The sequence below is a fragment of the Streptomyces rishiriensis genome (assembly GCF_003112535.1).
Taxonomy (GTDB): Bacteria; Actinomycetota; Actinomycetes; order Streptomycetales; family Streptomycetaceae; genus Streptomyces; species Streptomyces rishiriensis.
On the sequence record NZ_BEWA01000013.1, the window covers coordinates 131,054 to 154,780 of the forward strand.

19 protein-coding genes are annotated in these 23,727 nt (G+C 71.5%); 10 read left to right on the plus strand and 9 right to left on the minus strand.

The window, feature by feature from the left end; all coding sequences use genetic code 11:
- Positions 1–28 precede the first annotated feature (28 nt).
- Genes Sri02f_RS23640 through ssd form a run of 3 tightly spaced genes read right to left on the minus strand, consistent with a single transcriptional unit; the run spans position 29 to position 3,196 of the window.
- Positions 29–889 carry a type II secretion system F family protein gene (locus tag Sri02f_RS23640; protein ID WP_109003309.1) on the minus strand — a complete coding sequence of 287 codons (861 nt, stop codon included), beginning with the start codon at positions 887–889 and terminating at the stop codon, positions 29–31.
- A complete protein-coding gene (locus Sri02f_RS23645) occupies positions 882–2,096 on the minus strand; it encodes a TadA family conjugal transfer-associated ATPase (protein ID WP_109003310.1) in 1,215 nt (404 codons plus the stop codon). The genes Sri02f_RS23640 and Sri02f_RS23645 overlap by 8 nt, the downstream gene beginning before the upstream one ends.
- Positions 2,093–3,196: a septum site-determining protein Ssd gene (gene ssd, locus Sri02f_RS23650; RefSeq protein ID WP_109003311.1), complete on the minus strand. Its 1,104-nt coding sequence runs from the start codon at positions 3,194–3,196 to the stop codon at positions 2,093–2,095. Before ssd ends, Sri02f_RS23645 begins: the two co-directional genes overlap by 4 nt.
- 581 nt (positions 3,197–3,777) lie before the next feature.
- Here ssd and Sri02f_RS23655 point away from each other — a divergent pair.
- Positions 3,778–4,611, plus strand: a complete 834-nt coding sequence (locus Sri02f_RS23655) for an HAD family hydrolase (RefSeq protein WP_109003312.1) — start codon at positions 3,778–3,780, stop codon at positions 4,609–4,611.
- A 598-nt stretch (positions 4,612–5,209) separates the two neighbouring features.
- Here Sri02f_RS23655 and Sri02f_RS23660 read toward each other — a convergent pair.
- On the minus strand, positions 5,210–6,034 hold the full coding sequence (locus tag Sri02f_RS23660) for a Fic family protein (RefSeq protein ID WP_109003313.1): 825 nt from the start codon (positions 6,032–6,034) through the stop codon (positions 5,210–5,212).
- Positions 6,035–6,135: 101 nt separating this feature from the next.
- Here Sri02f_RS23660 and Sri02f_RS23665 point away from each other — a divergent pair, with 101 nt between their 5' ends.
- Complete coding sequence (locus Sri02f_RS23665; protein WP_109003314.1) at positions 6,136–7,116, plus strand: ATP-binding protein; 981 nt, start codon at positions 6,136–6,138, stop codon at positions 7,114–7,116.
- A 33-nt stretch (positions 7,117–7,149) separates the two neighbouring features.
- Here Sri02f_RS23665 and Sri02f_RS23670 read toward each other — a convergent pair whose 3' ends face one another.
- On the minus strand, positions 7,150–8,427 hold the full coding sequence (locus Sri02f_RS23670) for a polysaccharide deacetylase family protein (protein WP_109003315.1): 1,278 nt from the start codon (positions 8,425–8,427) through the stop codon (positions 7,150–7,152).
- Between the two features lie 337 nt (positions 8,428–8,764).
- Here Sri02f_RS23670 and Sri02f_RS23675 point away from each other — a divergent pair, with 337 nt between their 5' ends.
- The 6 genes from Sri02f_RS23675 (at position 8,765) to Sri02f_RS42990 (ending at position 17,681) form a co-directional block, all read left to right on the plus strand.
- Positions 8,765–11,632 (plus strand): SulP family inorganic anion transporter, encoded by a 2,868-nt coding sequence (locus tag Sri02f_RS23675; RefSeq protein ID WP_109003316.1) that lies wholly within the window; start codon positions 8,765–8,767, stop codon positions 11,630–11,632.
- Between the two features lie 350 nt (positions 11,633–11,982).
- Positions 11,983–13,944 (plus strand): acetate--CoA ligase, encoded by a 1,962-nt coding sequence (acs, locus tag Sri02f_RS23680; protein WP_109003317.1) that lies wholly within the window; start codon positions 11,983–11,985, stop codon positions 13,942–13,944.
- 465 nt (positions 13,945–14,409) lie between these two features.
- Positions 14,410–15,870: a Na+/H+ antiporter NhaA gene (gene nhaA, locus Sri02f_RS23685; RefSeq protein ID WP_109003318.1), complete on the plus strand. Its 1,461-nt coding sequence runs from the start codon at positions 14,410–14,412 to the stop codon at positions 15,868–15,870.
- A gap of 59 nt (positions 15,871–15,929) precedes the next feature.
- The gene (locus Sri02f_RS23690; RefSeq protein WP_109003319.1) at positions 15,930–16,418 is read left to right on the plus strand and encodes a phage holin family protein; all 489 of its coding nucleotides are present in this window, start codon (positions 15,930–15,932) and stop codon (positions 16,416–16,418) included.
- Complete coding sequence (locus Sri02f_RS23695) at positions 16,415–17,371, plus strand: alpha/beta fold hydrolase (RefSeq protein ID WP_109003320.1); 957 nt, start codon at positions 16,415–16,417, stop codon at positions 17,369–17,371. The genes Sri02f_RS23690 and Sri02f_RS23695 overlap by 4 nt, the downstream gene beginning before the upstream one ends.
- A 127-nt stretch (positions 17,372–17,498) precedes the next feature.
- On the plus strand, positions 17,499–17,681 hold the full coding sequence (locus Sri02f_RS42990; protein WP_109003321.1) for a hypothetical protein: 183 nt from the start codon (positions 17,499–17,501) through the stop codon (positions 17,679–17,681).
- Positions 17,682–17,715: 34 nt separating this feature from the next.
- Here the strand turns inward: Sri02f_RS42990 and Sri02f_RS23705 are convergent, their stop codons facing one another.
- The 3 genes from Sri02f_RS23705 to nth all read right to left on the minus strand — a co-directional run bounded on the left by Sri02f_RS23705 (position 17,716) and on the right by nth (position 20,864).
- The gene (locus tag Sri02f_RS23705) at positions 17,716–18,915 is read right to left on the minus strand and encodes a MarP family serine protease (RefSeq protein WP_109003471.1); all 1,200 of its coding nucleotides are present in this window, start codon (positions 18,913–18,915) and stop codon (positions 17,716–17,718) included.
- Between the two features lie 13 nt (positions 18,916–18,928).
- Positions 18,929–19,624 carry an NUDIX hydrolase gene (locus Sri02f_RS23710; protein ID WP_109003322.1) on the minus strand — a complete coding sequence of 232 codons (696 nt, stop codon included), beginning with the start codon at positions 19,622–19,624 and terminating at the stop codon, positions 18,929–18,931.
- Positions 19,625–19,898: 274 nt separating this feature from the next.
- Complete coding sequence (gene nth / locus Sri02f_RS23715) at positions 19,899–20,864, minus strand: endonuclease III (RefSeq protein WP_109003323.1); 966 nt, start codon at positions 20,862–20,864, stop codon at positions 19,899–19,901.
- Positions 20,865–21,192: 328 nt separating this feature from the next.
- Between nth and Sri02f_RS23720 the strand changes: the two genes are divergently transcribed.
- Both Sri02f_RS23720 and Sri02f_RS23725 read left to right on the plus strand, forming a co-directional pair.
- A complete protein-coding gene (locus tag Sri02f_RS23720) occupies positions 21,193–21,867 on the plus strand; it encodes a Crp/Fnr family transcriptional regulator (RefSeq protein ID WP_020129286.1) in 675 nt (224 codons plus the stop codon).
- 26 nt (positions 21,868–21,893) lie between these two features.
- Positions 21,894–22,748, plus strand: coding sequence for a nucleotidyltransferase domain-containing protein (locus Sri02f_RS23725; RefSeq protein WP_109003324.1), 855 nt, complete (start codon positions 21,894–21,896; stop codon positions 22,746–22,748).
- Here Sri02f_RS23725 and Sri02f_RS23730 read toward each other — a convergent pair.
- Complete coding sequence (locus Sri02f_RS23730; RefSeq protein ID WP_109003325.1) at positions 22,745–23,575, minus strand: MBL fold metallo-hydrolase; 831 nt, start codon at positions 23,573–23,575, stop codon at positions 22,745–22,747. The two genes, Sri02f_RS23725 and Sri02f_RS23730, sit on opposite strands and share 4 nt — an antisense overlap.
- Positions 23,576–23,727 lie beyond the last annotated feature (152 nt).

Sequence of the window (23,727 nt, forward strand, 5' to 3'; positions counted from 1 at the left end):
GCCGCCCGACGTTCGCCCTTCGCGCCCTTCACGTCGCCTCCGCGTTGCGCACGATCCGCAGGGCCCACCACGCGCCCGCAGCCTCCAGCGCGCCGCCGATGAGCAGGCAGCCCAGCCCGGCTCCGCTGTGCAGCAGGACATGCAGGGGGTCGGCGCCGAGCGTGGCGCCCAGCAGAAGGCCGAGGGCCGGCAGGCCTGCGAGCATCACGACCGTGGCGCGCGGGCCGGACAGCTGGGCGCGCAGGTCGGCTCGCTGGTCCCGTTCGGCACGCAACGCCGCCTCGAGGCGGTCGAGCCCGGCCGCCAGGCCCGCGCCGCGGTCCACGGCCACCCGCCAGCACGCCGCGAGCCCCAGCAGCCCTTCCGCCCCCGGCTGCCGTGCGGCGACCGTGAGGGCGTCGGGCACGTCTCCGCCGAACCGGGCGGCCGCCAGCACCGACGGCTGCGCCGCTCCCAGCCCTGCGGAGTCGCGAGCCGCCCGCTGCAGCGCCTCTCCGGGCTGCCGGCCGGCCAGAACTTCCCCGGCCAGCGCCGCGCAGAGCGCGATGACCGCGTCCCCTCGGCGTTCCTGTGTCCGCCGCGCGTCGGCGGCACGTCGCGCACGGCGCAGCAGCGGCACCCCGGCCGCCCCCGCGACGACCGGCAGCACGGAGCCGCCCAGCACGGCCAGGACCAGCCCGGCGACCGGCGCCCACCATTCGGGCCGCCACCGCACCCGCAGTCGTCGGAGCTCGCGATTCAGCAGCTCCCACGACGGGGGCCCGCTGCCGACCGTCCCTTCGCCGGCGAGCATCAACCGTGCGCGCCTGGCTCCGGATTGCGGTCCGCCCAGCAGCCAGGCTGCCGCCCCGGCGCAGGCCACGGCCGCCGCCATCGGCATCTCACCCATCCCGACCGTCCCTCTCCTCGTTCTCGTGGTGGCTCCGCAGCAGCTCGCCGAGCCGCTCCCATCCCCGCTCCTGGACAAAGGCGTCCGCCCGCCATCGCAGCGCCGGCACGGTGCGCACCAGCCCGGACGGGTCCCGCTCCAGCACGTGCACCTCATCGATCCGCCGCCGCCCGGCAGGGTCGCGTACCAGGTGCAGGACCACCGACAGGGCTGCCGCCAACTGGCTGTGCAGGGCGGCCCGGTCGAGCCCGGCCGCAGTCCCGAGCGCCTCCAGACGAGCGGGGACGTCCGCGGCGGCGTTGGCGTGAACCGTGCCGCACCCGCCCTCATGGCCGGTGTTCAGCGCGGCGAGCAGATGGACGACCTCGGGACCGCGCACCTCGCCCACGACCAGCCGGTCCGGACGCATCCGCAGGGCCTGGCGCACCAGGTCCTCCAGCGTGACGAGCCCGGCTCCCTCCTGGTTGGCGGGTCTGGTCTCCAAGCGGATCACATGCGGGTGATCCGGGCGCAGCTCCGCCGAGTCCTCGGCGAGCACGATCCGCTCCCCCGGTCCGACCAGACCGAGCAGCGCGCTCAGCAAGGTCGTCTTGCCGCTGCCGGTGCCGCCGCTGACCAGGAAGGACAGCCTCGCCCGCACCAGGGCCCGCAGCACCCGGTCGCCGCCGGGCGGCACCGTGCCCGCGGCCACCAGTTCGTCGAGCGTGAAGGCGCGCGGCCGTACGACGCGCAGCGACAGGCAGGTGCAACCGACGGCGACCGGGGGCAGCACCGCATGCAGTCGTGTCCCGTCGGGCAGCCGGGCGTCGACCCAGGGCCGGGCGTCGTCCAGACGCCGCCCGGCCACCGCGGCCAGACGCTGCGCGAGGCGGCGCACGGCAGCCGCGTCCGGGAACGAGACGCCGGTCAGCTCCAGGCCCCCGCCCCGGTCGACCCAGACACGGTCGGAGCCCGACACCAGCACGTCGGTGACCCGGGGGTCTGCGAGCAGTGGCTCCAGGGGGCCGCTGCCGATCAGTTCGGACCGCAGTTGTCGGGCCGCGCCGAGGACCTCCGCGTCGCCGAGGACCCGCCCTTGTTCCCGCAGTGCCTGCGCCACGCGCGCGGGCGTCGGTTCGGCCCCGCTCTCGGCGAGCCACTGCCGTACGCCGTCGAGCAGCGTCCCGGTGCTGCTCCGCGGCCGCCGCAGGCCGGGCGGCGTGCTCATGACCCGCCCGCCTCGGTCAGCGCTCGCTCCCAGAACTCCTTGCAGAAGCGGGCAAGAGGCCCCCGCGCGTTGGCGCCCGGCGGAGCCTTGCCGCCGTCCGGACGCAGCAGTCCCGACTCGACGGGCACCTCGCCGGCGAGCGGCAGTCCGAGCAGTCCGGCGACCTCGGTGTCGTCCAGTCCGGGTGCGTAGGGGCCGCGCACCGCGACCCGCAGGTCGCGCACCACCATGCCGACGGCGGAGGCCACACGGCCTCCTGCCGCGACCGCGCGCAGTTCGGCCGGGACGACGAGGAGCCCCAGGTCGAGCTGGGCCAGGACCTCGGCGACCCCGTCGTCGATGCGGCGCGGCAGGTCGACGACGACCGTGCCGCCCCGGCGGCGGGCCGCGGCGAGCACCGCGCGAACGGCCTGGGGGGCGATGGCGACACAGTCGCCCCGGTCCCAGCTGAGCACCCGCAGTGAATGCAGCCGGGGCAGCGACTCCTCCAGGGCGCCTCCGCCGACCCGGCCGCGCGAGGCGGCGAAGGCAGGCCAGCGCAGGCCTTCGGCGCTTTCGCCGCCCAGCAGTACGTCGAGTCCGCCGCCGAGCGGATCGGCGTCCACCAGGAGCGTGCGCAGGCCCTCACGCGCGGAGGTGACGGCGAGGGCGCACGCGAGCGTGGACGCTCCGGCGCCGCCGCGGCCGCCGATCACGCCGACGGTGAGCGCGGGCCGTCCGACGCCCTCGGCCACGTCGGCGATGCGGTCGACGAGCCACTGCTCGCCGTCGGGCAGCATCAGGACGTGGTCGGCGCCGATCTCGACGGCGCGTTGCCACACCCCCGAGTCGTCCTGGTCGCGTCCGACGAGGACCACTCCGCGACGGCGGACGGCCCGGCGGACGCGGCGTGCCGCGTCGTCACCGACCAGGACGAGCGGCGCGGTCTCCCAGCTGCCCCGGCGCTCCGGCACCGAATGGTGCACTTCCGGTGTGGCGCCGGCCGCGGCGCACAGGCGCAGCAGATCGTCGAGGAGGTCCACGTCCTCCGTGACGATCAGCGGCTTGCCGGGCCGCCCTCCGGTGGCGGGCGGCAGATTGTGTGTGACGGTTCCGGCCATGATTTCCAGCCCCCTTCGCCGCGTGACACGCAGTCACTGCGGTCCCGCGATTCCCGAACGTGTGGAGAACCGGCATCCGGTCTCCATATGAACGGCCGACAGAAACCGGCCGCAGACGCCGACAAACGGAACCGGCCATGGGAAGCCGGCACGAGCGGACGTCTGGGAATCACGGTGCAGCGATCCCGGAAATCGTGTGGATCTTGGTGGATAACTGTGGACGAGTGGACACTTGTGAATATCGCCGTCACCCATACCGGTGACGCGCCCGCCATCTCGTGTGCGACTTCCGCAGAGCAGCCCGACGATCACACACGGTGACTGTGGGCAGACATGCAGGTGAGGCGGCCACAGGCCGCCTCGATGTGATGCGAAGGTCGCGTACAGAAGGTGAAAACCCACCCGGACATGCGACGACCCCCGCCGGGGGGGAGAGCGGGGGTCGTCTCCACGGCCGACTCGGGGGGGGAGGAGCCGGACCGGGTTAGCACGGTCGCGAACGATCCGTGACTTCCATGGTGTACCCGAGAGGCCTCTCAGGCAAACCCACGCGCTCACCTTACGCCGAATGGGCTGCCTCTATGCTCTCGGTTGTGGAAAACCACTCCCTGCCCCGCACAGCGGCCTTCTTTGACCTGGACAAGACGGTCATTGCGAAGTCGAGCACGCTCACCTTCAGCAAGTCCTTCTACCAAGGCGGTCTGATCAACCGCCGGGCGGCCTTGCGGACCGCATATGCCCAGTTCGTGTTCCTCGTGGGCGGTATGGACCACGACCAGATGGAACGGACCCGGGAGTACCTGTCCGCCCTCGTACGCGGCTGGAACGTCCAGCAGGTGAAGGAGATCGTCGCGGAGACCCTTCACGACCTGATCGATCCGCTGATCTACGACGAGGCCGCCTCCCTGATCGAGGAGCACCACACCGCCGGCCGCGACGTCGTCATCGTGTCGACTTCGGGCGCCGAGGTGGTCGAGCCGATCGGGGAACTGCTCGGCGCGGACCGGGTGGTCGCCACCCGCATGGTCGTGGGCGAGGACGGCTGCTTCACCGGCGAGGTGGGGTACTACGCGTACGGCCCGACGAAGGCGGAGGCCGTCAGGGAGCTGGCCGAGTCCGAGGGCTACGACCTCTCCCGCTGCTACGCCTACAGCGACTCGGCGACCGACCTGCCGATGCTGCAGGAGGTGGGGCATCCGCACGCCGTGAACCCCGACCGGGCCCTGCGCCGCGAGGCCGTGGCGCGCGGGTGGCCGATCCTCGACTTCCACCGGCCGGTGCGCCTCAAGCAGCGGATTCCCTCGTTCTCCGTGCCGCCCCGCCCGGCGCTCGTCGCGGCGGCGGCCATAGGAGCGGCAGCCGCGACGGCGGGCCTCGTCTGGTACGCGAACCGGCGGCGGGCGGCGGCCGTTTGACGGGGCCGCGTGCCCGGAGGCCCGCCGCTACCCGCCACCGCCCCGGCACCGCCCGTTTAAGGCGCGTTTGGACGCAAAAGCAAAGAACTGCTGTCTGCACTTCCGCTTGTCCGGGTCCTGGAGTACAAAGGACTTAACGGCCCGCGAGACCAAGGACATCCGCGAGGATCCCCTTAACAACGCATTTGGCCCCACGGACCGCGCATGACCACCGGGCACCCACGCGACGTCGACCCGTCGATTACGGGCCAGCCGCACCAGGTGACGGGCGAAGTTCCCGACCTGATGGGCAATACATCGAGGACGCTTGGTAACCGGGTGAGCATGCCAGCGGCGGTACGAGAACTCGTACCGCCGCAACCCTTTTCCGGCCCATACACGTGCCGACACTTTCACCGGCCCCCGAGCGGGGCCATTTTCATGCCGCCGTCCGACGCCCCCTGAGCGCCCGCACTTCGCGCGGCGCAGGTACTCCGCGCGGCGCAGGTACTCCGCACGGCGCAGGTACTCCACACGGCGCAGGTACTCCACACGGCGCAGGCGCTCCGCACGGCGCAGGCGCTCGACACGGTGCAGGTACTTCACCCGCGTGTGGCGGTTACGCGGCGCCGCGCTGCAGCGCCTCGCACACCGCCGTCGACTCCCGGGCGCCGAGTTCGACAGCCCTGCCGCAGTGGGCGATCCACGCCGCCATGCCGTCCGGGGTTCCGGACGCATAGCCGTCCAGAGCCGCCGAATAGGCGGCCCGTCCCAGCTCGGCGTGGCCCACCTCGGCCGGGCACACCGACTTGGGATCCAGGCCGCTGCCGATCAGGACGATGCGTTCGGCGGCCCTCGCGATCAGACCGTTGTACGAGGTGAAGGGCCGCAGCGCCAGGAGCTCGCCGTGGACGACGGCGGCCGTCACCAAAGCGGGCGCGGACCCGCCCGCGATGATCAGCTCCGACAGTCCCTCCAAGCGGCCGGCGACCTCGTCGGCACTCGGCAACGGAAGCTCGATCAGCGGCTCGTCGACGGCTTCGCCGGCCTGCCGCGGACGCCCGACCTCGTCGCCGTCGCTCGCCGCTGCCACCAGGTGCAGCCGTGCCAGCACCCGCAGCGGCGACTGTCGCCAGATGGACAGCAGCTGGCCCGCCTCCGCGGTCAGCCGGAGCGCGGCTCCCATGACCCGCGCCTCGCCGTCGACACCGAAGTCGCTCCGCCGGCGCACCTCCTCCAGCGCCCAGTCCGCCCCGGACAGCGCCGCCGAGCCGCGCGCACCGCGCAGGGCCGCCTCGGAGGTGATCGCGTTGCTGCGGCGGCGCATGACCCGGTGCCCGTAGACGCGGTCCACGGCCTTGCGCACGGACTCCACGGACTCGGCCACACCGGGCAGCGAGCCCAGGGCCGCGAGCGGATCGGCGGACGCGCCTGTCGTACTCATGAGTACGACATTACGCAACGCGCGCCCGCACCCCACGAAGGAGTGGTCTTCTTCACGCACACCTGTCACATACAGCTAGACGGGCACTACGCTTGGTGAACATGAAAATTGCTTTCGTCGGGAAGGGCGGCAGCGGCAAGACGACCCTGTCCTCCCTGTTCATCCGCCACCTCGCAGCCTGCGGCGCGCCCGTGATCGCGGTCGACGCGGACATCAACCAGCATCTGGGCCCCGCGCTCGGCCTCGACGAGGCGGAGGCGGCCGCACTGCCCGCTTTGGGCGATCGACTGCCGCTGATCAAGGACTACCTGCGTGGCTCCAACCCCCGCATCTCCTCCGCCGAGACGATGATCAAGACCACGCCGCCCGGCGAGGGCTCCCGGCTGCTGCGGGTGTGCGAGAACAACCCGGTGTACGACGCGTGCGCCCGCTCGGTGGAACTCGACGGGAACGCCGTCCGTTTGATGGTCACGGGCCCCTTCACGGATGCCGACCTGGGGGTCTCCTGCTACCACTCCAAGACCGGAGCGGTGGAGCTGTGCCTGAACCATCTGGTGGACGGGCGCGACGAGTACGCGGTGGTCGACATGACCGCCGGCTCGGACTCCTTCGCCTCCGGCATGTTCACCCGCTTCGACGTGACGTTCCTCGTCGCCGAACCGACCCGTAAGGGGGTCTCCGTCTATCGCCAGTACAAGGAGTACGCCCGCGACTTCGGCGTCGAGTTGAAGGTCGTCGGCAACAAGGTGCAGGGACCGGACGACCTGGAGTTCCTGCGCGCCGAGGTCGGTGAGGACCTGCTCGTGACGGTCGGGCACTCGGACTGGGTGCGCGCCATGGAGAAGGGCCGGCCGCCCCGGTTCGAACTCCTGGAGGACGCCAACCGGAACGCCATGAGCCTGCTGCGGACGACCGTCGACTCGGCGTACGACAGGCGCGACTGGAAGCGCTACACCCGGCAGATGGTGCACTTCCACCTGAGGAACGCCCAGTCCTGGGGCAACGAACGCACCGGGGCCGACCTGGCTGCGCAGGTCGACCCCGGGTTCGTCCTCGGGGAGGGCGTCACGGCCTCCGTGTGACGGCGGAGCGGCGGGCGTCGTGCACGTCTGCCGCTACTGCCTGACCGCCGGCGCCCCGGGCACGCCCTTCGGGGCCGGGGCCGGGCCGCCGGAGAGGAAGGAGGCCCAGCCCTGCTTCGGGGCTTCGCCGACGTCCAGTGTGCGCAGCTTCGCCAACGTCTTCGGGTCCTGGGCGTCCAGCCAGTCCGCCAACTGCCGGAAGGACACACAGCGCACGTCGGGCTTGTTGCAGACGTTCTCCACGACCTCCTCGACGGCGCGCATGTAGGTGCCGCCGTTCCAGGACTCGAAGTGGTTGCCGATGATCAACGGCGCACGGTTGCCGTCATAGGCCCGGTGGAAGCCCTTGAGCAGGCTGTCGCGCATCTGGTCGCCCCAGAACGCGAACTTGTCGGGGTCGCCCTGGGTGGCGGTCCCGGACTGGTTGACCATGTAGTTGTAGTCCATGGAGAGCTGTTCGTACTTGTGCCCGGGGAAGGGCAGGAGCTGCATCGACAGGTCCCACAGGCCCTGCTTCCTGGCGGGCCAGACCTGGTTGTCGACGCCGCTGGTGTCATAGCGGAAGCCCAGTTCGCGGGCGGCCTCCATGAAGTTCTTCTGGCCCTCCAGGCAGGGAGTGCGGGCCCCCACGAGTTCTTTGTCGTAGTCGAAGGGCAGCGGTGCCGCCTTGTTCAGGCCCGTGTTCGTCTTCCAGGTCTTCACGAACTGCTTGGCCTGCGCGATCTCGTCCTTCCACTCCTCGACCGACCACGCGCCCACTCCGGTCTTCCCGCAGAAGTGACCGTTGAAGTGGGTTCCGATCTCGTTGCCCTCCAGCCACGCCAGCCGCAGCTGTTTCACGGTGTCGGCGATGCCGCGCTCGTCGTTGAAGCCGATGTCGGAGCTGCCGCGCGAGTGCTGCGGCGGTCTGTAGAGCTCCGCCTTCTCCTCCGGCAGCATGTACACGCCGCTGAGGAAGTACGTCATCGTCGCGTTGTTGGCCTTGGCCACCTTGCGGAAGTGGGAGAACAGCTTCTGACTGTCCTCACCGGCGCCGTCCCACGAGAAGACCACGAACTGCGGTGGCTTCTGGCCGGGCTTCAGCCGCTCGGGCCGCGGCAGGTGGGGTTGGGCTCCGGTGTACGCCGTGGAACCGTCGCCGATCAGGCGGACGACGCTCTTGGGCGCGGGGGCGGGCTTCGCCTTCCGCGCGCCCGACGCGCCTTCCGCGGAACCGTGGGAGTCGTGCGGTCCCGTCCCACAACCGGCGAGTGACACGGCGACAGCCGCGGCGACCGCGGTGCCGACGGCGATCCTCTGGGTGGCGGCCATCTTCCGCCCACCTTCTTCCTTCTCTCGGCCAACGCCGACGAGGGCGTTCTCTGGTGACGCGCCGGGCGAGCCGGCAGCGCGGTCAAGGTCGCATGAGGGCCGAGAGGGAATTAATACGACAAGCCGACAAAAAGACCACTTCACTCTTGCGAGTGATTCATTGCACTATTTGCCAGAAAAATCCATGCTTGACCTTTACTCTGCATTACGATTCGTTTACCGAGCGTTGATCTTTTCATCCCGCCACTGCACGCCGTGACCCACGGCCGCGACCGCCCCCGCCACAGCCGGGGGACCACCTGTTCCGCGACCGCGCTGCCCCGGAGGAGACGGGAACATGTCCGCCTGCGTCCCCACCCGTACTGCCCACCCGACGCACACCGAGCGCGTCCACCAGTCCCACAGCTCCCCACAGGCCCCGCGCCGCCGCTTCCGCGTCGAGAGCGCCGACGTGTCCGCCTCGATCGCCGTCTTCCTGATCGCGCTGCCCCTGTCCCTGGGCATCGCCCTCGCCACCGGCGCGCCCCTCCAGGCCGGTCTCGTCGCCGCCGCCGTGGGCGGGATCGTCGCCGGCCGGGTCGGCGGATCGCCGCTCCAGGTCAGCGGTCCCGCGGCAGGGCTGACCGTCGTCACCGCCGACCTCATCCACCGCTACGGCTGGCGGACGACCTGCGCCATCACCGTCCTCGCCGGGTCGGCTCAACTGGGCCTCGGCTGCCTGCGCGTGGCGCGCACGGCCCTCGCCGTCAGCCCGGCCATCGTGCACGGCATGCTCGCCGGCATCGGCATCACCATCGCCGTCGCCCAGTTGCATGTCGTCCTCGGCGGCACGCCCCAGAGTTCGGTCCTCGACAACCTCCGGGCCCTGCCCGCCCAGTTGGCCCGGCTGCAGCCCGCGGCCGTCGTCGTGAGCCTGCTGACCCTGACCCTGCTGCTGCTCTGGCCGCGCATCCCCGGCCGGGCCGGCCGCCTGCTGCAGAAGGTGCCCGCCGCGCTCGTGGCCGTCACGGGCGCCACCGCCATCGCCTCGCTCACCGGTCTCACCCTGCCGAAGGTCGACCTGCCGTCCTGGAGCAGTCATGCCCTGGCCGGGCTCCCCGACGGGCCGGTGCTCGGGCTCGCCGCCGCCGTCCTCACCACCACGCTGGTGTGCAGCGTGCAGTCACTGCTCGGCGCGGTCGCCGTGGACAAACTGATCGCCTCCCGTCCCGGCCTGCTCGGCTCCCGCGCCCCCCGGCTCGGCCGCTCCGACCTGGACCGTGAGCTGCTCGGTCAGGGCGCGGCCAACATCGTCTCCGGCGCGCTCGGCGGACTGCCCGTGGCGGGCGTGGCCGTGCGCAGTTCGGCGAATGTGCGAGCCGGCGCGGTGAGCCGGAACTCCACGATGCTGCACGGCGTTCTCGTAGTAGTCGCCGCGCTGCTGATGGTCCCGATCCTGGATCTCATCCCGCTCGCCTCACTCGCCGCCCTGGTGATGGCCGTCGGCATCCAGATGGTGTCCCTGCACCACATTCGCACGGTGACCCGCCACCGAGAGGTGCTGGTGTACGCCGTCACCACCCTCGGCGTGGTGTGCCTCGGCGTCCTGGAAGGCGTGCTGATCGGCGTCGCCGTCGCCGTCGCCGTCGCCCTCCACCGCCTCACCCGCACCCGCATCACCCACCACGAGAAGGAAGGAGTCCATCACGTACATGTGAGAGGCCAGTTGACGTTCCTCGCCGTGCCACGACTCAGCCGCACCCTGCACCTCGTACCTCAGCACACACACGTGGTCGTCGAGTTGGACGGATCCTTCATGGATCACGCCGCGTACGAGGCCCTGCAGGACTGGCAGAAGGCCCACACCGCCCACGGCGGCACGGCAGAGCTGACCGGCCGCCGGCCCCGCACCGGGCTCGACCCCACACCCGACGCCAGGAGGGGAGCGGGCGACGGCGCGGAGGCCGACGGGGAAATGTGGCCCGCTCCCCCGGGCCTCGAACCCGCCCGCGCCGGCGACGTCCCGATCGCCGACTGTCGCTGTCGCCCCTGGACACCCTGGCGCAACCACCAGTGCGAGGTGCCACAGCCGACGACAGCGACCACCGGCCCACCGAAGACCGCCGCCCCGTCGAACCGGACCGGCACGACGGGCACAACCGGCACCACAGGCACGACAGGCACGACAAGCACGACTGATCCGGCCTGCACGTCGAGCACGAGAAGCACGTCAGGCACGTCAGGCACGAGGAGCAGGCCGGGCTCGACGAGCACATCGGCCTGGGCAGACTCGGCGCCGACAACGGCGGCGGGCCCCGCGCAGGCTGCAGATCGGGCGGACCTGACAGGCCCGGCGCACCCGGCACACCCGGCACGCCCGGCTGACCCCGCAGGGGCGGTCGGGTCGGCAGAGGCGTCACCCCCCTCCGGGGCCGGAGAACCGGCACACAGGAAGGAGACCGGAAAGACCGCGGTGACGAACGGGCACGCCGAGCCTGCTGCGCCCCGCCTGGAGGCGGCTCAGACCCTTGAACCGAGTGGGCATCAACTGGTGCGCGGCATCAGCGCGTTCCAGCGCAACACGGCGCCGCTGGTACGGGGTGAGCTCGCCCGGCTGGCCCGGGAGGGGCAGCGGCCCACCCAGCTGTTCCTCACCTGCGCGGATTCGCGGCTGGTCACCTCGATGATCACGTCCAGCGGTCCCGGCGACTTGTTCGTGGTGCGCAACGTGGGCAACCTCGTGCCGCCGCCCGGGGACGAGAGCGGGGACGACTCGGTGGCGGCCGCGATCGAGTACGCGGTGGACATCCTGGAGGTGCGGTCCATCACGGTGTGCGGGCACTCGGGGTGCGGCGCCATGCAGGCGCTGCTCAACGCCGAGCCCGGCGAGGCGCGAACCCCGCTGAGACGGTGGCTGCGGCACGGTTTGCCGAGCCTGGAGCGGTCGGCCGACGACGACCGGCCACGAGCCCGGCTGGCCGGGCGCGCCCCTGCGGACGAGGTCGAGCAGCTCTGTCTGACCAACGTGGTCCAGCAGTTGGAGCATCTGCGGGCTCACGAGTCGGTGGCCCGGGCCCTGCGGAACGGGGTGTTGGAGCTGCACGGACTGTATTTCCACGTGGGGGAGGCCCAGACGTATCTGCTCACCGAGGCCACCGGGAGCGGCGGGAACGGCGGGGACGGAGGGGTGTTCGACCACGTGGGGATGGTGGAGGCGTCCGCCTGAGCCGGCGTCGGGGTGCCGTCCGCGTCGGGGCGGGACCGACATGCCGGCGTCGTCACGGGAGGTGAAAGGCGTCACACCGGCTGAACTCCGTTCGCCCGGCGTCCGTGGGTACGGATGACCACCGGGCGAGCGGCCACCGGCCGGCACGGGCGACCTGGGCCAGGGGTGCCGAGCAGCAGCAGGGGCAGCACTCAACAGAGGTCTAAACCAATCCGTCGGCGGCCCTTGTCACCAGGCCCCTGGGTCTGATGAGCTGTGGCCTGGGACACAACGGACACGGACACCCTTCGAAAGGGAGATGTCGTGAGCAACGAGAGCCTGGCCAACCTGCCGAGGGAGGAGAGTGGCGTATGAGCGAATCTCCCTCACTTTCCAACCTGCTCAAGGAAGAGCGCAGGTTCGCGCCGCCCGCCGACCTGGCGGCTCACGCCAACGTCACGGCGGAGGCGTACGAGCAGGCCAAGGCTGACAGGCTCGGCTTCTGGGCCGAGCAGGCCCGCCGACTCGCCTGGGCCAAGGAGCCGACGGAGACGCTGGACTGGTCGAACCCGCCGTTCGCCAAGTGGTTCAAGGACGGCGAACTGAACGTCGCCTACAACTGCGTCGACCGTCATGTGGAGGCCGGGCACGGCGAGCGCGTCGCCATCCACTTCGAGGGCGAGCCGGGCGACAGCCGCGCCATCACCTACGCCGAGCTCAAGGACGAGGTGTCGAAGGCGGCCAACGCGCTGCTGGAGCTGGGCGTCCGGAAGGGCGACCGGGTCGCGGTCTACATGCCGATGATCCCGGAGACGGCGATCGCGATGCTGGCCTGCGCGCGGATCGGCGCCGCGCACTCCGTCGTCTTCGGCGGCTTCTCGGCGGACGCGCTGGCCACCCGCATCCAGGACGCGGACGCCAAGGTCGTCATCACGTCCGACGGCGGTTACCGGCGCGGCAAGCCGTCGGCGCTGAAGCCGGCCGTCGACGACGCGGTCACGCGCGTGGACAACGTCCGGCATGTGCTCGTGGTGCGGCGCACCGGCCAGGACGTCGCCTGGACCGAGGGCCGCGACGTGTGGTGGCACGAGGCGGTGGACCGTCAGTCGACGGAGCACACACCCGAGGCGTTCGAGGCCGAGCACCCGCTGTTCATCCTGTACACCTCGGGCACCACGGGGAAGCCTAAGGGCATCCTGCACACCTCCGGCGGCTACCTCACGCAGACCGCGTACACGCACCACGCGGTCTTCGACCTCAAGCCGGAGACCGACGTGTACTGGTGCACCGCCGACGTCGGCTGGGTCACCGGGCACTCGTACATCGTCTACGGACCGCTGGCGAACGGCGCGACGCAGGTCATGTACGAGGGCACGCCGGACACGCCGCACCAGGGCCGGTTCTGGGAGATCGTGCAGAAGTACGGGGTGACGATCCTGTACACGGCGCCGACCGCCATCCGCACGTTCATGAAGTGGGGCGACGACATCCCCGCGAAGTTCGACCTCAGCAGCCTGCGGGTGCTGGGCTCGGTCGGCGAGCCGATCAACCCCGAAGCGTGGATCTGGTACCGCAAGCACATCGGCGCCGACCGGACGCCCGTCGTGGACACCTGGTGGCAGACCGAGACCGGCGCGATGATGATCTCGCCGCTGCCGGGCGTGACGGCGACGAAGCCGGGTTCCGCGCAGACTCCGCTGCCCGGCATCTGCGCGACGGTCGTCGACGACGAGGCGAACGAGGTGCCCGACGGCGGTGGCGGCTATCTGGTCCTCACCGAGCCGTGGCCGTCGATGCTGCGGACCATCTGGGGCGACGACCAGCGGTTCCTCGACACGTACTGGGCGCGCTTCGAGGGCAGGTACTTCGCCGGCGACGGCGCGAAGAAGGACGACGACGGGGACATCTGGCTCCTCGGGCGCGTCGACGACGTCATGCTCGTGTCGGGCCACAACATCTCCACCACGGAGGTCGAGTCGGCGCTCGTGTCCCATCCGTCCGTCGCCGAGGCGGCTGTCGTGGGCGCGATGGACGAGACGACCGGGCAGGCCATCGTGGCCTTCGTCATCCTGCGCGGCACGGCGAACGCCGAGGACGAGCAGCTCGTCGCCGACCTGCGCAACCACGTCGGGGCCACGCTCGGCCCGATCGCCAAACCGAAGCGGATCCTGCCGGTCGCCGAGCTGCCGAAGACACGCTCCGGCAAGATCATGCGGCGGCTGCTGCGGGACGTGGCGGAGAACCGTCAGCTGGGTGACGTCACCACCCTGACCGACTCCACGGTCATGGACCTCATTCAGGCGAAGCTTCCGGCGTCCCCGAGCGAGGACTGACCCCCGGCGGGACAGAGCACCCGGGGGCCGAGCACTGAAGCCCGGCCCCCGGACCTCCCGCGCCGCACCCCCGGACGACCTCCGGGCCCGCACCCCCCTGGCCGGCCGGTCCTCCAGCCCGCCGGAAACCGCGGAAGGCTGCCGCGCCTCACCGAAAGGCGCCCCTCTCGAAGCGGCACGCTGCGGCACGACACGGCATGAAGCGGCACCAAGCCGCACGACACGGCCCGACACCCCGAGTGCCGTGAAGCAGCCCGAGTCGCCATGAAGCAGTACGAGACGTCCTGAAGCAGAGCGAAGCGGCGTGGCACCCTTTTTGCGCCTACCGTGAAAGGTGCCGGATGCCGCCCGACGCCCCGGGCTGCCTTTTAGGTAAACTAAACAAAACAACGTGACGTTCAAGGTGCGCCGGGAAGTCTGGTCGGCAAGTCGCTCTGTCCTGCCCACCGACCGGAGGCCGCCGCCGTGACCGCCCCCCGCACCCCGAACCCCCGCAACGTTCTCGGGCGGCTCTCCCTCCCCGAACGGAACTTCGTCGCGGAGGCGCTGCGCACCGAGACCGTCGGCGGCGTGCTGCTGCTCGTCGCCGCCGTCGCCGCGCTGGTCTGGGCGAACATCCCGGCGCTGCACGACAGCTACGAGAGCCTCAGCGACTTCCACCTGGGCCCCGAGGCCCTCGGACTGCACCTGTCCGTCGCCCACTGGGCGGCCGACGGACTGCTCGCCGTCTTCTTCTTCGTCGCCGGCATCGAGCTCAAGCGCGAACTCGTCGCCGGCGACCTCAAGGACCCCCGGGCGGCCGCGCTCCCCGTGGTGGCCGCGCTGTGCGGTATGGCCGTGCCGGCGCTCGTCTACACGCTCACCAGCCTCACCGGCGGCGGCTCCCTGGCCGGTTGGGCCGTGCCCACGGCCACCGACATCGCGTTCGCCCTCGCCGTGCTGGCCGTCATCGGCACGTCCCTGCCGAGTGCCCTGCGCGCCTTCCTGCTCACTCTCGCCGTCGTCGACGACCTGTTCGCCATCCTGATCATCGCGGTGTTCTTCACGAGCACCATCGACTTCGCGGCGCTGGCCGGCGCGGTCGCCGGGCTCCTCGTGTTCTGGGTGCTGCTGCGCCGGGGGGTACGCGGCTGGTACGTCTACCTGCCGCTCGCGCTCGTGATCTGGGCCCTGATGTACAACAGCGGTGTGCACGCCACGGTCGCCGGCGTCGCGATGGGCCTGATGCTGCGCTGCACGACGCGCGAGGGCGAGGAGCGCTCCCCCGGCGAGCGGATCGAGCATCTCGTGCGACCGCTCTCCGCCGGTCTCGCGGTCCCGCTGTTCGCCCTGTTCAGCGCCGGTGTGACGATCTCGGGCCAGGCCCTGGCGGACGTGTTCGGCAAGCCGGAGACGCTGGGCGTCGTCCTCGGTCTCGTCGTCGGCAAGACGGTCGGCATCTTCGGCGGAACCTGGCTGACGGCCCGATTCACCCGTGCCTCGCTCAGCGAGGACCTCGCCTGGCCGGACGTCTTCGCCGTCGCGTCCCTCGCCGGCATCGGCTTCACCGTCTCGCTGCTGATCGGGGAGCTGGCCTTCGAGAGCGACCCGGTCCTGACCGACGAGGCCAAGGCCGCCGTCCTGCTGGGGTCGGTGATCGCGGCGAGCCTGGCGACGGTCCTGCTGAAGCTGCGCAACGCCAAGTACCGCCGGATGTGCGAGAACGAGGAGCGCGACGAGGACCTCGACGGCATCCCCGACGTCTACGAGCAGGACGACCCGTCGTACCACCTGCGCATGGCGGACATCCACGACGGCAAGGCCGCGGAGCACCGCCGGATCGCCGCGGAGATCACCCGCCGGCTCGCCCGCGAGGACGACGCCGCGCGCCACGGGCTTGCCGAAGTACCGGGCGGGGCAGGCGAGGACGACGACCGTCCGGCATGATCTGACGGGACGGTACAAAAGAAGTCAGAAACACAGAGCAGCATGAATGGGAGAACGCGATGAGCGCACCCGACGGCAGCCCGGTCGGCGCCGAACGCAGCATCGGCCAGCTGTTCGCCTCGGCGACGACCGAGTTGTCGGCGCTGGTGCACGACGAGATCGCGCTGGCGAAGGCCCAGCTGAAGCAGGACGTCAAGCGCGGCGCGGTGAGCGGCGGGGCCTTCTCGGTGGCCGGCGCGGTGCTGGTGTTCTCGCTGCCGATGCTGAACTTCGCCCTGGCGTACGGCATCCGGACGTGGAGCCACTGGAACCTCGCGGTCTGCTTCCTGCTGTCCTTCGCGGCGAACGTGCTGGTCGCGCTGGTCCTCGTGCTGATCGGCGTGGTCTTCGCGAAGAAGGCGCAGAAGAGCAAGGGCCCGCAGAAGGTCGCCGCGTCCATGAAGGAGTCGGCGGGCGTCCTGCAGAACGCCAAGCCGCACCCGCGGCCCGAACTCGCGCAGGACCGGGTCCCGGCGGCCATCGAGGCTGTGGCACGCTCATCGTCATGACGGACCCCGACGGCACCACCCCTCCGGCCCAGCCCGCTTCGGTCGTACGGCCGGACGCCGTCTTCGGCGCGCCGGTCACCCACCGCGAGGTCGCCGCGAACGGCGCGCGGTTCCACATCGCGGAGATGGGCGACGGTCCGCTGGTCATGCTCGTCCACGGCTTTCCGCAGTTCTGGTGGACCTGGCGGCATCAGCTGGTGGCCCTGGCCGACGCGGGCTTCCGGGCCGTCGCGATGGACCTGCGGGGCGTGGGCGGCAGCGACCGCACGCCCCGCGGGTACGACCCGGCCAACCTCGCCCTCGACATCACGGGCGTGATCCGCTCCCTGGGCGAGCCGGACGCCGCGCTCGTCGGCCACGACCTCGGCGGCTACCTGGCGTGGACGGCGGCCGTGATGCGGCCCAAGCTCGTCCGCCGACTCGCGGTCGCCTCCATGCCCCATCCCCGGCGCTGGCGATCGGCGATGCTCGCCGACGTCCGGCAGACCTCCGCGAGTTCCCACATCTGGGGGTTCCAGCGGCCGTGGATCCCCGAGCGCCGGCTCACCGCCGACGACGGCGAGCTGGTGGGCCGGCTGATCCGGGACTGGTCCGGGCCGACGCTCCCGGACGACGAGGCGGTGGAGACGTACCGGCGCGCGATGTGCATCCCCTCCACCGCGCACTGCGCCGTCGAGCCGTATCGCTGGCTGGTGCGCTCCCTGGCCCGTCCGGACGGCGTCCAGTTCTACCGGCGCATGAAGCGGCCCGTGCGGGTGCCCACGCTGCATCTGCACGGCTCCCTCGATCCGGTGATGCGCACCCGCAGCGCGGCGGGCTCCGGCGAGTACGTCGAAGCGCCGTACCGCTGGCGGCTGTTCGACGGACTCGGACACTTCCCGCACGAAGAGGATCCGGTCGCTTTCTCCACCGAACTGGTCAATTGGTTGAAGGATCCCGAACCCGATCGGTGACAGATCGACAGCGCCCGGTATCCGGATCTGAACGTCTGTACTACGAACAGCCAAATGCCCGACGCATAGGCCAATTGGCGGCCCTGAGGGCGGTTATCGACCTTGGGGCAGGGGCAGACGTCCGGGTATGGGCTGGACGCACGACTACAGTGACGCAGCACGCACCCGCCGCTCGGCCAGTGGCCTGAGCCCCCACCAGCGAGGTGCCGACCCGCAGCTGCCGGGTACCGATCTGCGCGTGGGAATCCCGCGCATCCTGCGTCGCCGGGCCCGCTGGGTGTCGGTCCGCCTGCGTCACCCGCGAGGCTGATCACCCGAACGGCCCAGGGCCCGCGCGAAATTCCTCACAGGGCGCAGCTGTCGCTGTCGACCTGCTGACCGGCCGTCCGGCCCGCCGTGATGTCCTGGCGGATCTCGTCGGCGGTGAGGGCGTAGCCGGTCTCGGCGTCGTCGAGTGACTTCGCGAAGACCACGCCGTACACCTTGCCCCCGGTGGTGAGCAACGGGCCTCCGGAGTTGCCCTGACGGACGATCGCGTACAGCGAGTACACGTCACGGCGCACGGTGCCGCGGTGGTAGATGTCCGGGCCGTTGGCGGTGATGCGACCGCGTACCCGCGCGGCCCGCACGTCGTACGACCCGTTCTCCGGGAAGCCGGCCACGATCGCGCCGTCGCCGCTCGCCGCGTCGTCGGTGGAGAACTGCAGCGCGGGCGCGTCGAGTTCCGGTACGTCGAGGATGGCGATGTCCCGCTTCCAGTCGTACAGGACGACCTTGGCGTCGTACTTGCGGCCCTCGCCGCCTATCTGGACGGTCGGCTCGTCGACGCCGCCCACGACGTGCGCGTTGGTCATGACGCGACGCTCGCCGAAGACGAAGCCGGTGCCCTCCAGGACCTTGCCGCAGCTCTCCGCGGTGCCCATGACCTTGACGATGGAGCGCCGCGCGCGCGTGGCCACCGCGCTCTTGGTCAGGGCCGGGTCGGGCGGCTGGACGTCGGTGATCGGCTCGTTGGAGAACGGGCTGAAGACCTGCGGGAAACCGTTCTGCGCCAGGACGGAGGAGAAGTCGGCGAACCAGGTGTCGGCCTGGTCGGGCAGCGCCCGGGACACGCCCTGCAGCACGTTGGAGCTGCGGACCTCCTTGCCCAGCGTCGGCAGGGTGGTGCCGGCGAGGGCGGATCCGATCAGCCACGCGACCAGCAGCATCGCGACCACGTTGACGAGTGCGCCGCCCGTGGCGTCCAGCGCGCGGGCCGGCGACCAGGTGATGTACCGGCGCAGCTTGTTGCCGAGGTGGGTGGTGAGAGCCTGGCCGATCGAGGCGCAGACGATCACGACGATGACCGCGACGACGGCGGCCGTGGTGCTCACCTCGGAGTTCTCGGTCAGGGCGTCCCAGATCACGGGCAGCAGGTAGACGGCGACGAGGCCGCCGCCCAGGAAACCGATCACCGACAGGATGCCGACGACGAAGCCCTGGCGGTAGCCCACGACCGCGAACCAGACGGCCGCGACCAGCAACAGGATGTCCAGCACATTCACGGGGATCACCCTGTCATGACCGCCAGTCGAGCGGGACCTGCTTCTGCCGGTCCCAGGGGACCTCCCAGCCCGCGAAGTGCAGCAGGCGGTCGATGACACCGGCCGTGAATCCCCACACAAGAGCGGATTCGACCAGGAATGCCGGGCCGCGGTGACCGCTGGGATGCACGGTCGTGGCCCGGTTGGCCGGATTCGTGAGATCCGCCACGGGGACCGTGAAGACACGGGCCGTCTCGCCGGGATCGACGACGCCCACCGGGCTCGGCTTGCGCCACCAGCCCAGGACCGGCGTGACGACGAACTGGCTGACCGGGATGTACAGCTTGGGCAGCGCGCCGAAGAGCTGGACGCCGGACGGATCGAGGCCCGTCTCCTCCTCCGCCTCGCGCAGAGCAGCCCTCAGCGGCCCGTCACCGTGCGGATCGCCGTCCTCCGGATCCAGGGCGCCGCCCGGGAAGGAGGGTTGGCCGGCGTGGGAGCGCAGGGAGCTCGCCCGCTCCATGAGCAGCAGCTCGGGGCCGCGCTCGCCCTCGCCGAAAAGGATCAGGACCGCCGACTGGCGACCCGCGCCGTCCTCCGGCGGCAGGAAGCGGCTGAGCTGGCGCGGCCGGACCGTCTCCACCGCGTGCACCACCGGGTCCAGCCAGGCGGGCAGGCCCTCCTTGCTGAGAGACACCGGACCGCCCTGGGTACCGCTTGTGCGCGTCATCCTCACACCACCCCCCGTTCTGCCGAGTACAACGCCCGAATACCGACAGATCGTTCCGCGGGCCGCCGCGCGTCCGCCTCCGCCGTCCCCGCCGCCGCGACCGCTCCGGTGCCGGCTCCCACGAGGCCCGGCGGCATCGGTCCCACCGCCCGTCCCACCGCATGTCCTGCGGTCCGTGCTGCGGTCCGTCCCGTCGTCGGCTCCGCCGTCACCCGTGCCGTCCGTCCGGCGTCGGCCCGGGGTGCTGCCGGTCCCGCCGTCGGCCGTCCTGCCGTCATCCGGCCCCCAGCGGCGGGGCCGGCCGGCCGCCCGCGTCCAGGTACGACCGGGGCGGGTTCAGACGCTGGCCGGGGAAGCCGCCCTTCTCGTATTTCAGGAGCTTCTTCGCCTTCTCGGGGTCCGTCTCGCCCTCGCCGTAGGCCGGGCAGAGCGGGGCGATGGGGCAGGCGCCGCAGGCCGGCTTGCGGGCGTGGCAGATGCGGCGGCCGTGGAAGATCACGTGGTGCGAGAGCATCGTCCACTCGCTCTTCGGGAAGAGCGCGCCGACGGCGGCCTCGATCTTGTCGGGCTCGGTCTGCTCGGTCCACTTCCAGCGCCGCACGAGCCGCTGGAAGTGGGTGTCCACGGTGATCCCGGGCCGGCCGAACGCGTTGCCCAGCACCACGAAGGCGGTCTTGCGGCCGACGCCGGGCAGCTTCACCAGGTCTTCCAGCCGCCCCGGGACCTCGCCGCCGAACTCCTCCACCAGGGCCTTGGAGAGGCCTATCACCGACCTGGTCTTGGCCCGGAAGAAACCGGTGGGGCGCAGGATCTCCTCGACCCGCTCCGGGTCCGCGGCCGCCAGATCCTCCGGGGTGGGGTACGCGGCGAACAGGGCGGGGGTCGTCTGGTTCACCCGGAGGTCGGTGGTCTGGGCGGACAGGACCGTGGCGATCACCAGCTGAAAGGGGTTCTCGAAGTCGAGCTCGGGGTGGGCGTAGGGGTAGATCTCGGCGAGTTCGCGGTTGATGCGGCGCGCGCGGCGCACGAGAGCGGTGCGCGACTCCGGCTTGCCGACGGCGGCTTTCGCCGCTGCCGACTTCCCGACGACGCCCTTCTCGGCGCCGCCGTCCCCGGCGACCTTCTTCGCGGCCGACTTCTTCGGCGCCGCCTTCGCGACCACGGGCTTGTCGGCGGCCTTCCCGTCCGCGGTTTTCCCGGCGGTCGTCCTCGCGTCGTCGGCCGCTTTCTTCGCAGGCATCTCGTTTGTCACCTTTGCCGTTTTCCTACCACCACCGGAGTCCTGTTCGCCCACAGCGGAAACGCGACGTGCAACCACCCGCCCAGCCCCCTAGGCCTGTGCTCTCACCGGCGTTTTGGACACTCGGCCAGCCTAAAGCCCGACACGGACATCCGCCCCGGACCCTGAAGATCGGCCCCCAATTGGACCCCTGCCGCTTACCCCAGGACACCTGTGCGGCATCCTTGTGACAGATCACACTGTTTGGACCGCCCGGCAAAACGGGGAACACGGACCCCTGGTACGCGGGGAGCAAGATCCCCTGAGCAGGTCGACAAGGAGAGAACTCGTGGACGACGTCCTGCGGCGCAACCCGCTCTTCGCGGCCCTCGACGACGAGCAGGCCGCCGAACTGCGCGCCTCCATGAGCGAGGTGACCCTGGCCCGTGGCGACTCCCTGTTCCACGAAGGCGACCCCGGTGACCGGCTCTACGTCGTCACCGAGGGCAAGGTCAAGCTCCACCGCACGTCCCCGGACGGCCGGGAGAACATGCTGGCCGTGGTGGGCCCCAGCGAGCTGATCGGAGAGCTGTCGCTCTTCGACCCGGGCCCGCGCACGGCGACCGCCACCGCCCTCACCGAGGTCAAGCTCCTCGGCCTCGGCCACGGCGACCTCCAGCCCTGGCTGAACGCCCGCCCCGAGGTGGCCACCGCGCTGCTGCGCGCCGTCGCCCGGCGTCTGCGCAAGACCAACGACGCCATGTCCGACCTGGTCTTCTCGGACGTCCCCGGTCGCGTGGCCCGCGCCCTGCTGGACCTGTCCCGCCGCTTCGGCGTGCAGTCCGAGGAGGGCATCCACGTCGTCCACGACCTCACGCAGGAGGAGCTGGCGCAGCTCGTCGGCGCGTCGCGCGAGACCGTGAACAAGGCGCTGGCCGACTTCGCCCAGCGCGGCTGGCTGCGCCTGGAGGCGCGCGCGGTCATCCTGCTGGACGTGGAGCGACTGGCCAAGCGGTCGCGCTAGCACCCGCCTTCCGGCCCCGGACCCCCATGACCGAAGCGGTTTCCTCCCGAGGCCTCGACGCCCAGGGGTACATCGCCCGCGAGGGCTCCCTCGCGCGCGTGACGCACGATTTCCAGCCGGTCGTCGCAGCGGCCCGGGAGCGGATCCCGGGCCTCTTCGGGGCGCGGCTGCACAGCGCGTACGTCAACGGTTCGATTCCCCGCGGCACCGCGCGCGTGGGACGCAGCGACGTCGACCTGTTGATCGCGACTCGCGAGGAGCCCACCGAAGCGGACCGGGCCGCGGGACGCGCCCTGATCCAGAGCCTCGACGAGGAGTTTCCGCAGATCGACGGCGGCGGAGCGCTGCTCTTCGGCCGTGGCCGCCTGCTGAGCGATCTGGAGACGCACGACCTGGGGTTCTTCATCGCCTGTCTGTGCACCCCGCTCCTCGGTGAGGACCTCGCCGAACGCCTGCCCCGCTACCGCCCCGACACGCTGCTCGCGCGCGAGACCAACGGCGACCTCGCCCTGTTCCTGCCGCGCTGGCGCGAGCGCATCGCCTCGACGGACGGCGCCGAGGCGGCCCTGCGGCCTCTGGTGCGGTTCATGTCCCGGCACCTCGTGCGCACGGCGTTCACCCTCGTCATGCCCCGCTGGAAGGGCTGGACGAGCGACCTGCACGAGATGGCGGACGCGTTCGGCGCGTACTACCCCACGCGCGCGGAGCAGGTGCGGACGGCAGCCGTCCTCGGCTACGAGCCGCGGGGCGACCGCGCCGTCCTCTCGTCCTACGTGGACGACCTCGGCCCCTGGCTCGCCGACGAGTACGCGCGCGTGCACGGCGTGAAGGCGCGCAGGCCCGAGGAGGCCCGGGCGAGGAGGCCCGGGACAGGGCTCTAGATGAGCCCGTGCTCCGTCAGGTACTCCAGCTGGGCGCGCACCGACAGCTCCGCCGCAGGCCACAGGGAGCGGTCCACGTCGGCGTACACGTGGGCGACGACGTCGGCGGGATCGCTGCGGCCGTTCTCGACGGCCGTCTCGACCTGGGCGAGCCGGTGGGCGCGGTGGGCGAGATAGAACTCGACGGCGCCCTGGGCGTCCTCCAGGACCGGCCCGTGGCCCGGCAGGACGGTGTGGACGCCGTCGTCGACCGTGAGGGACCTGAGCCGCCGCAGGGAGTCCAGATAGTCGCCCAGGCGGCCGTCAGGGTGCGCGACGACGGTCGTGCCGCGGCCGAGGATCGTGTCACCCGTCAGAACGGCCTGGTCGGCCGGGAGGTGGAAGCACAGGGAGTCCGCGGTGTGTCCGGGCGTCGGCACGACCCGCAGCTCCAGGCCGCCCACGCTGACCACGTCCCCGGCGGCCAGGCCCTCCTCGCCGAGCCGCACCGCCGGGTCCAGGGCCCGCACCTTCGTGCCGGTCAGTCCGGCGAAGCGGACGGCGCCCTCGGCGTGGTCAGGGTGGCCGTGCGTCAGCAGGGTCAGGGCGACGCGCTTGCCGGCCCGTTCGGCGGTGTCGACGACCGCGCGCAGATGGGCCTCGTCCAGCGGGCCCGGGTCGATCACGACCGCCAGCTCGGAGTCGGGCTCGGCGACGATCCAGGTGTTGGTGCCGTCCAGGGTCATCGCGGACGCGTTCGGCGCGAGGACGTTGACCGCGCGCGCGGTGGCGGGGCCCGAGAGGACTCCGCCTCGCGGCTGGCCGGGGAGGGCGGCTGCGTCGGTCATGCGGGAGTGCCTTCCATCGGGCGTCAGACTGTCGTCGGGCGGGGCGGAGCATCACGCCGGCGGTCCGGACCGAGCAACCGGTCAGGGACGAGCCGACGGTCCAGGACGAGCCGACCGTCCACGACGAGGCGGCGGTCCGCGACGGGGACGGC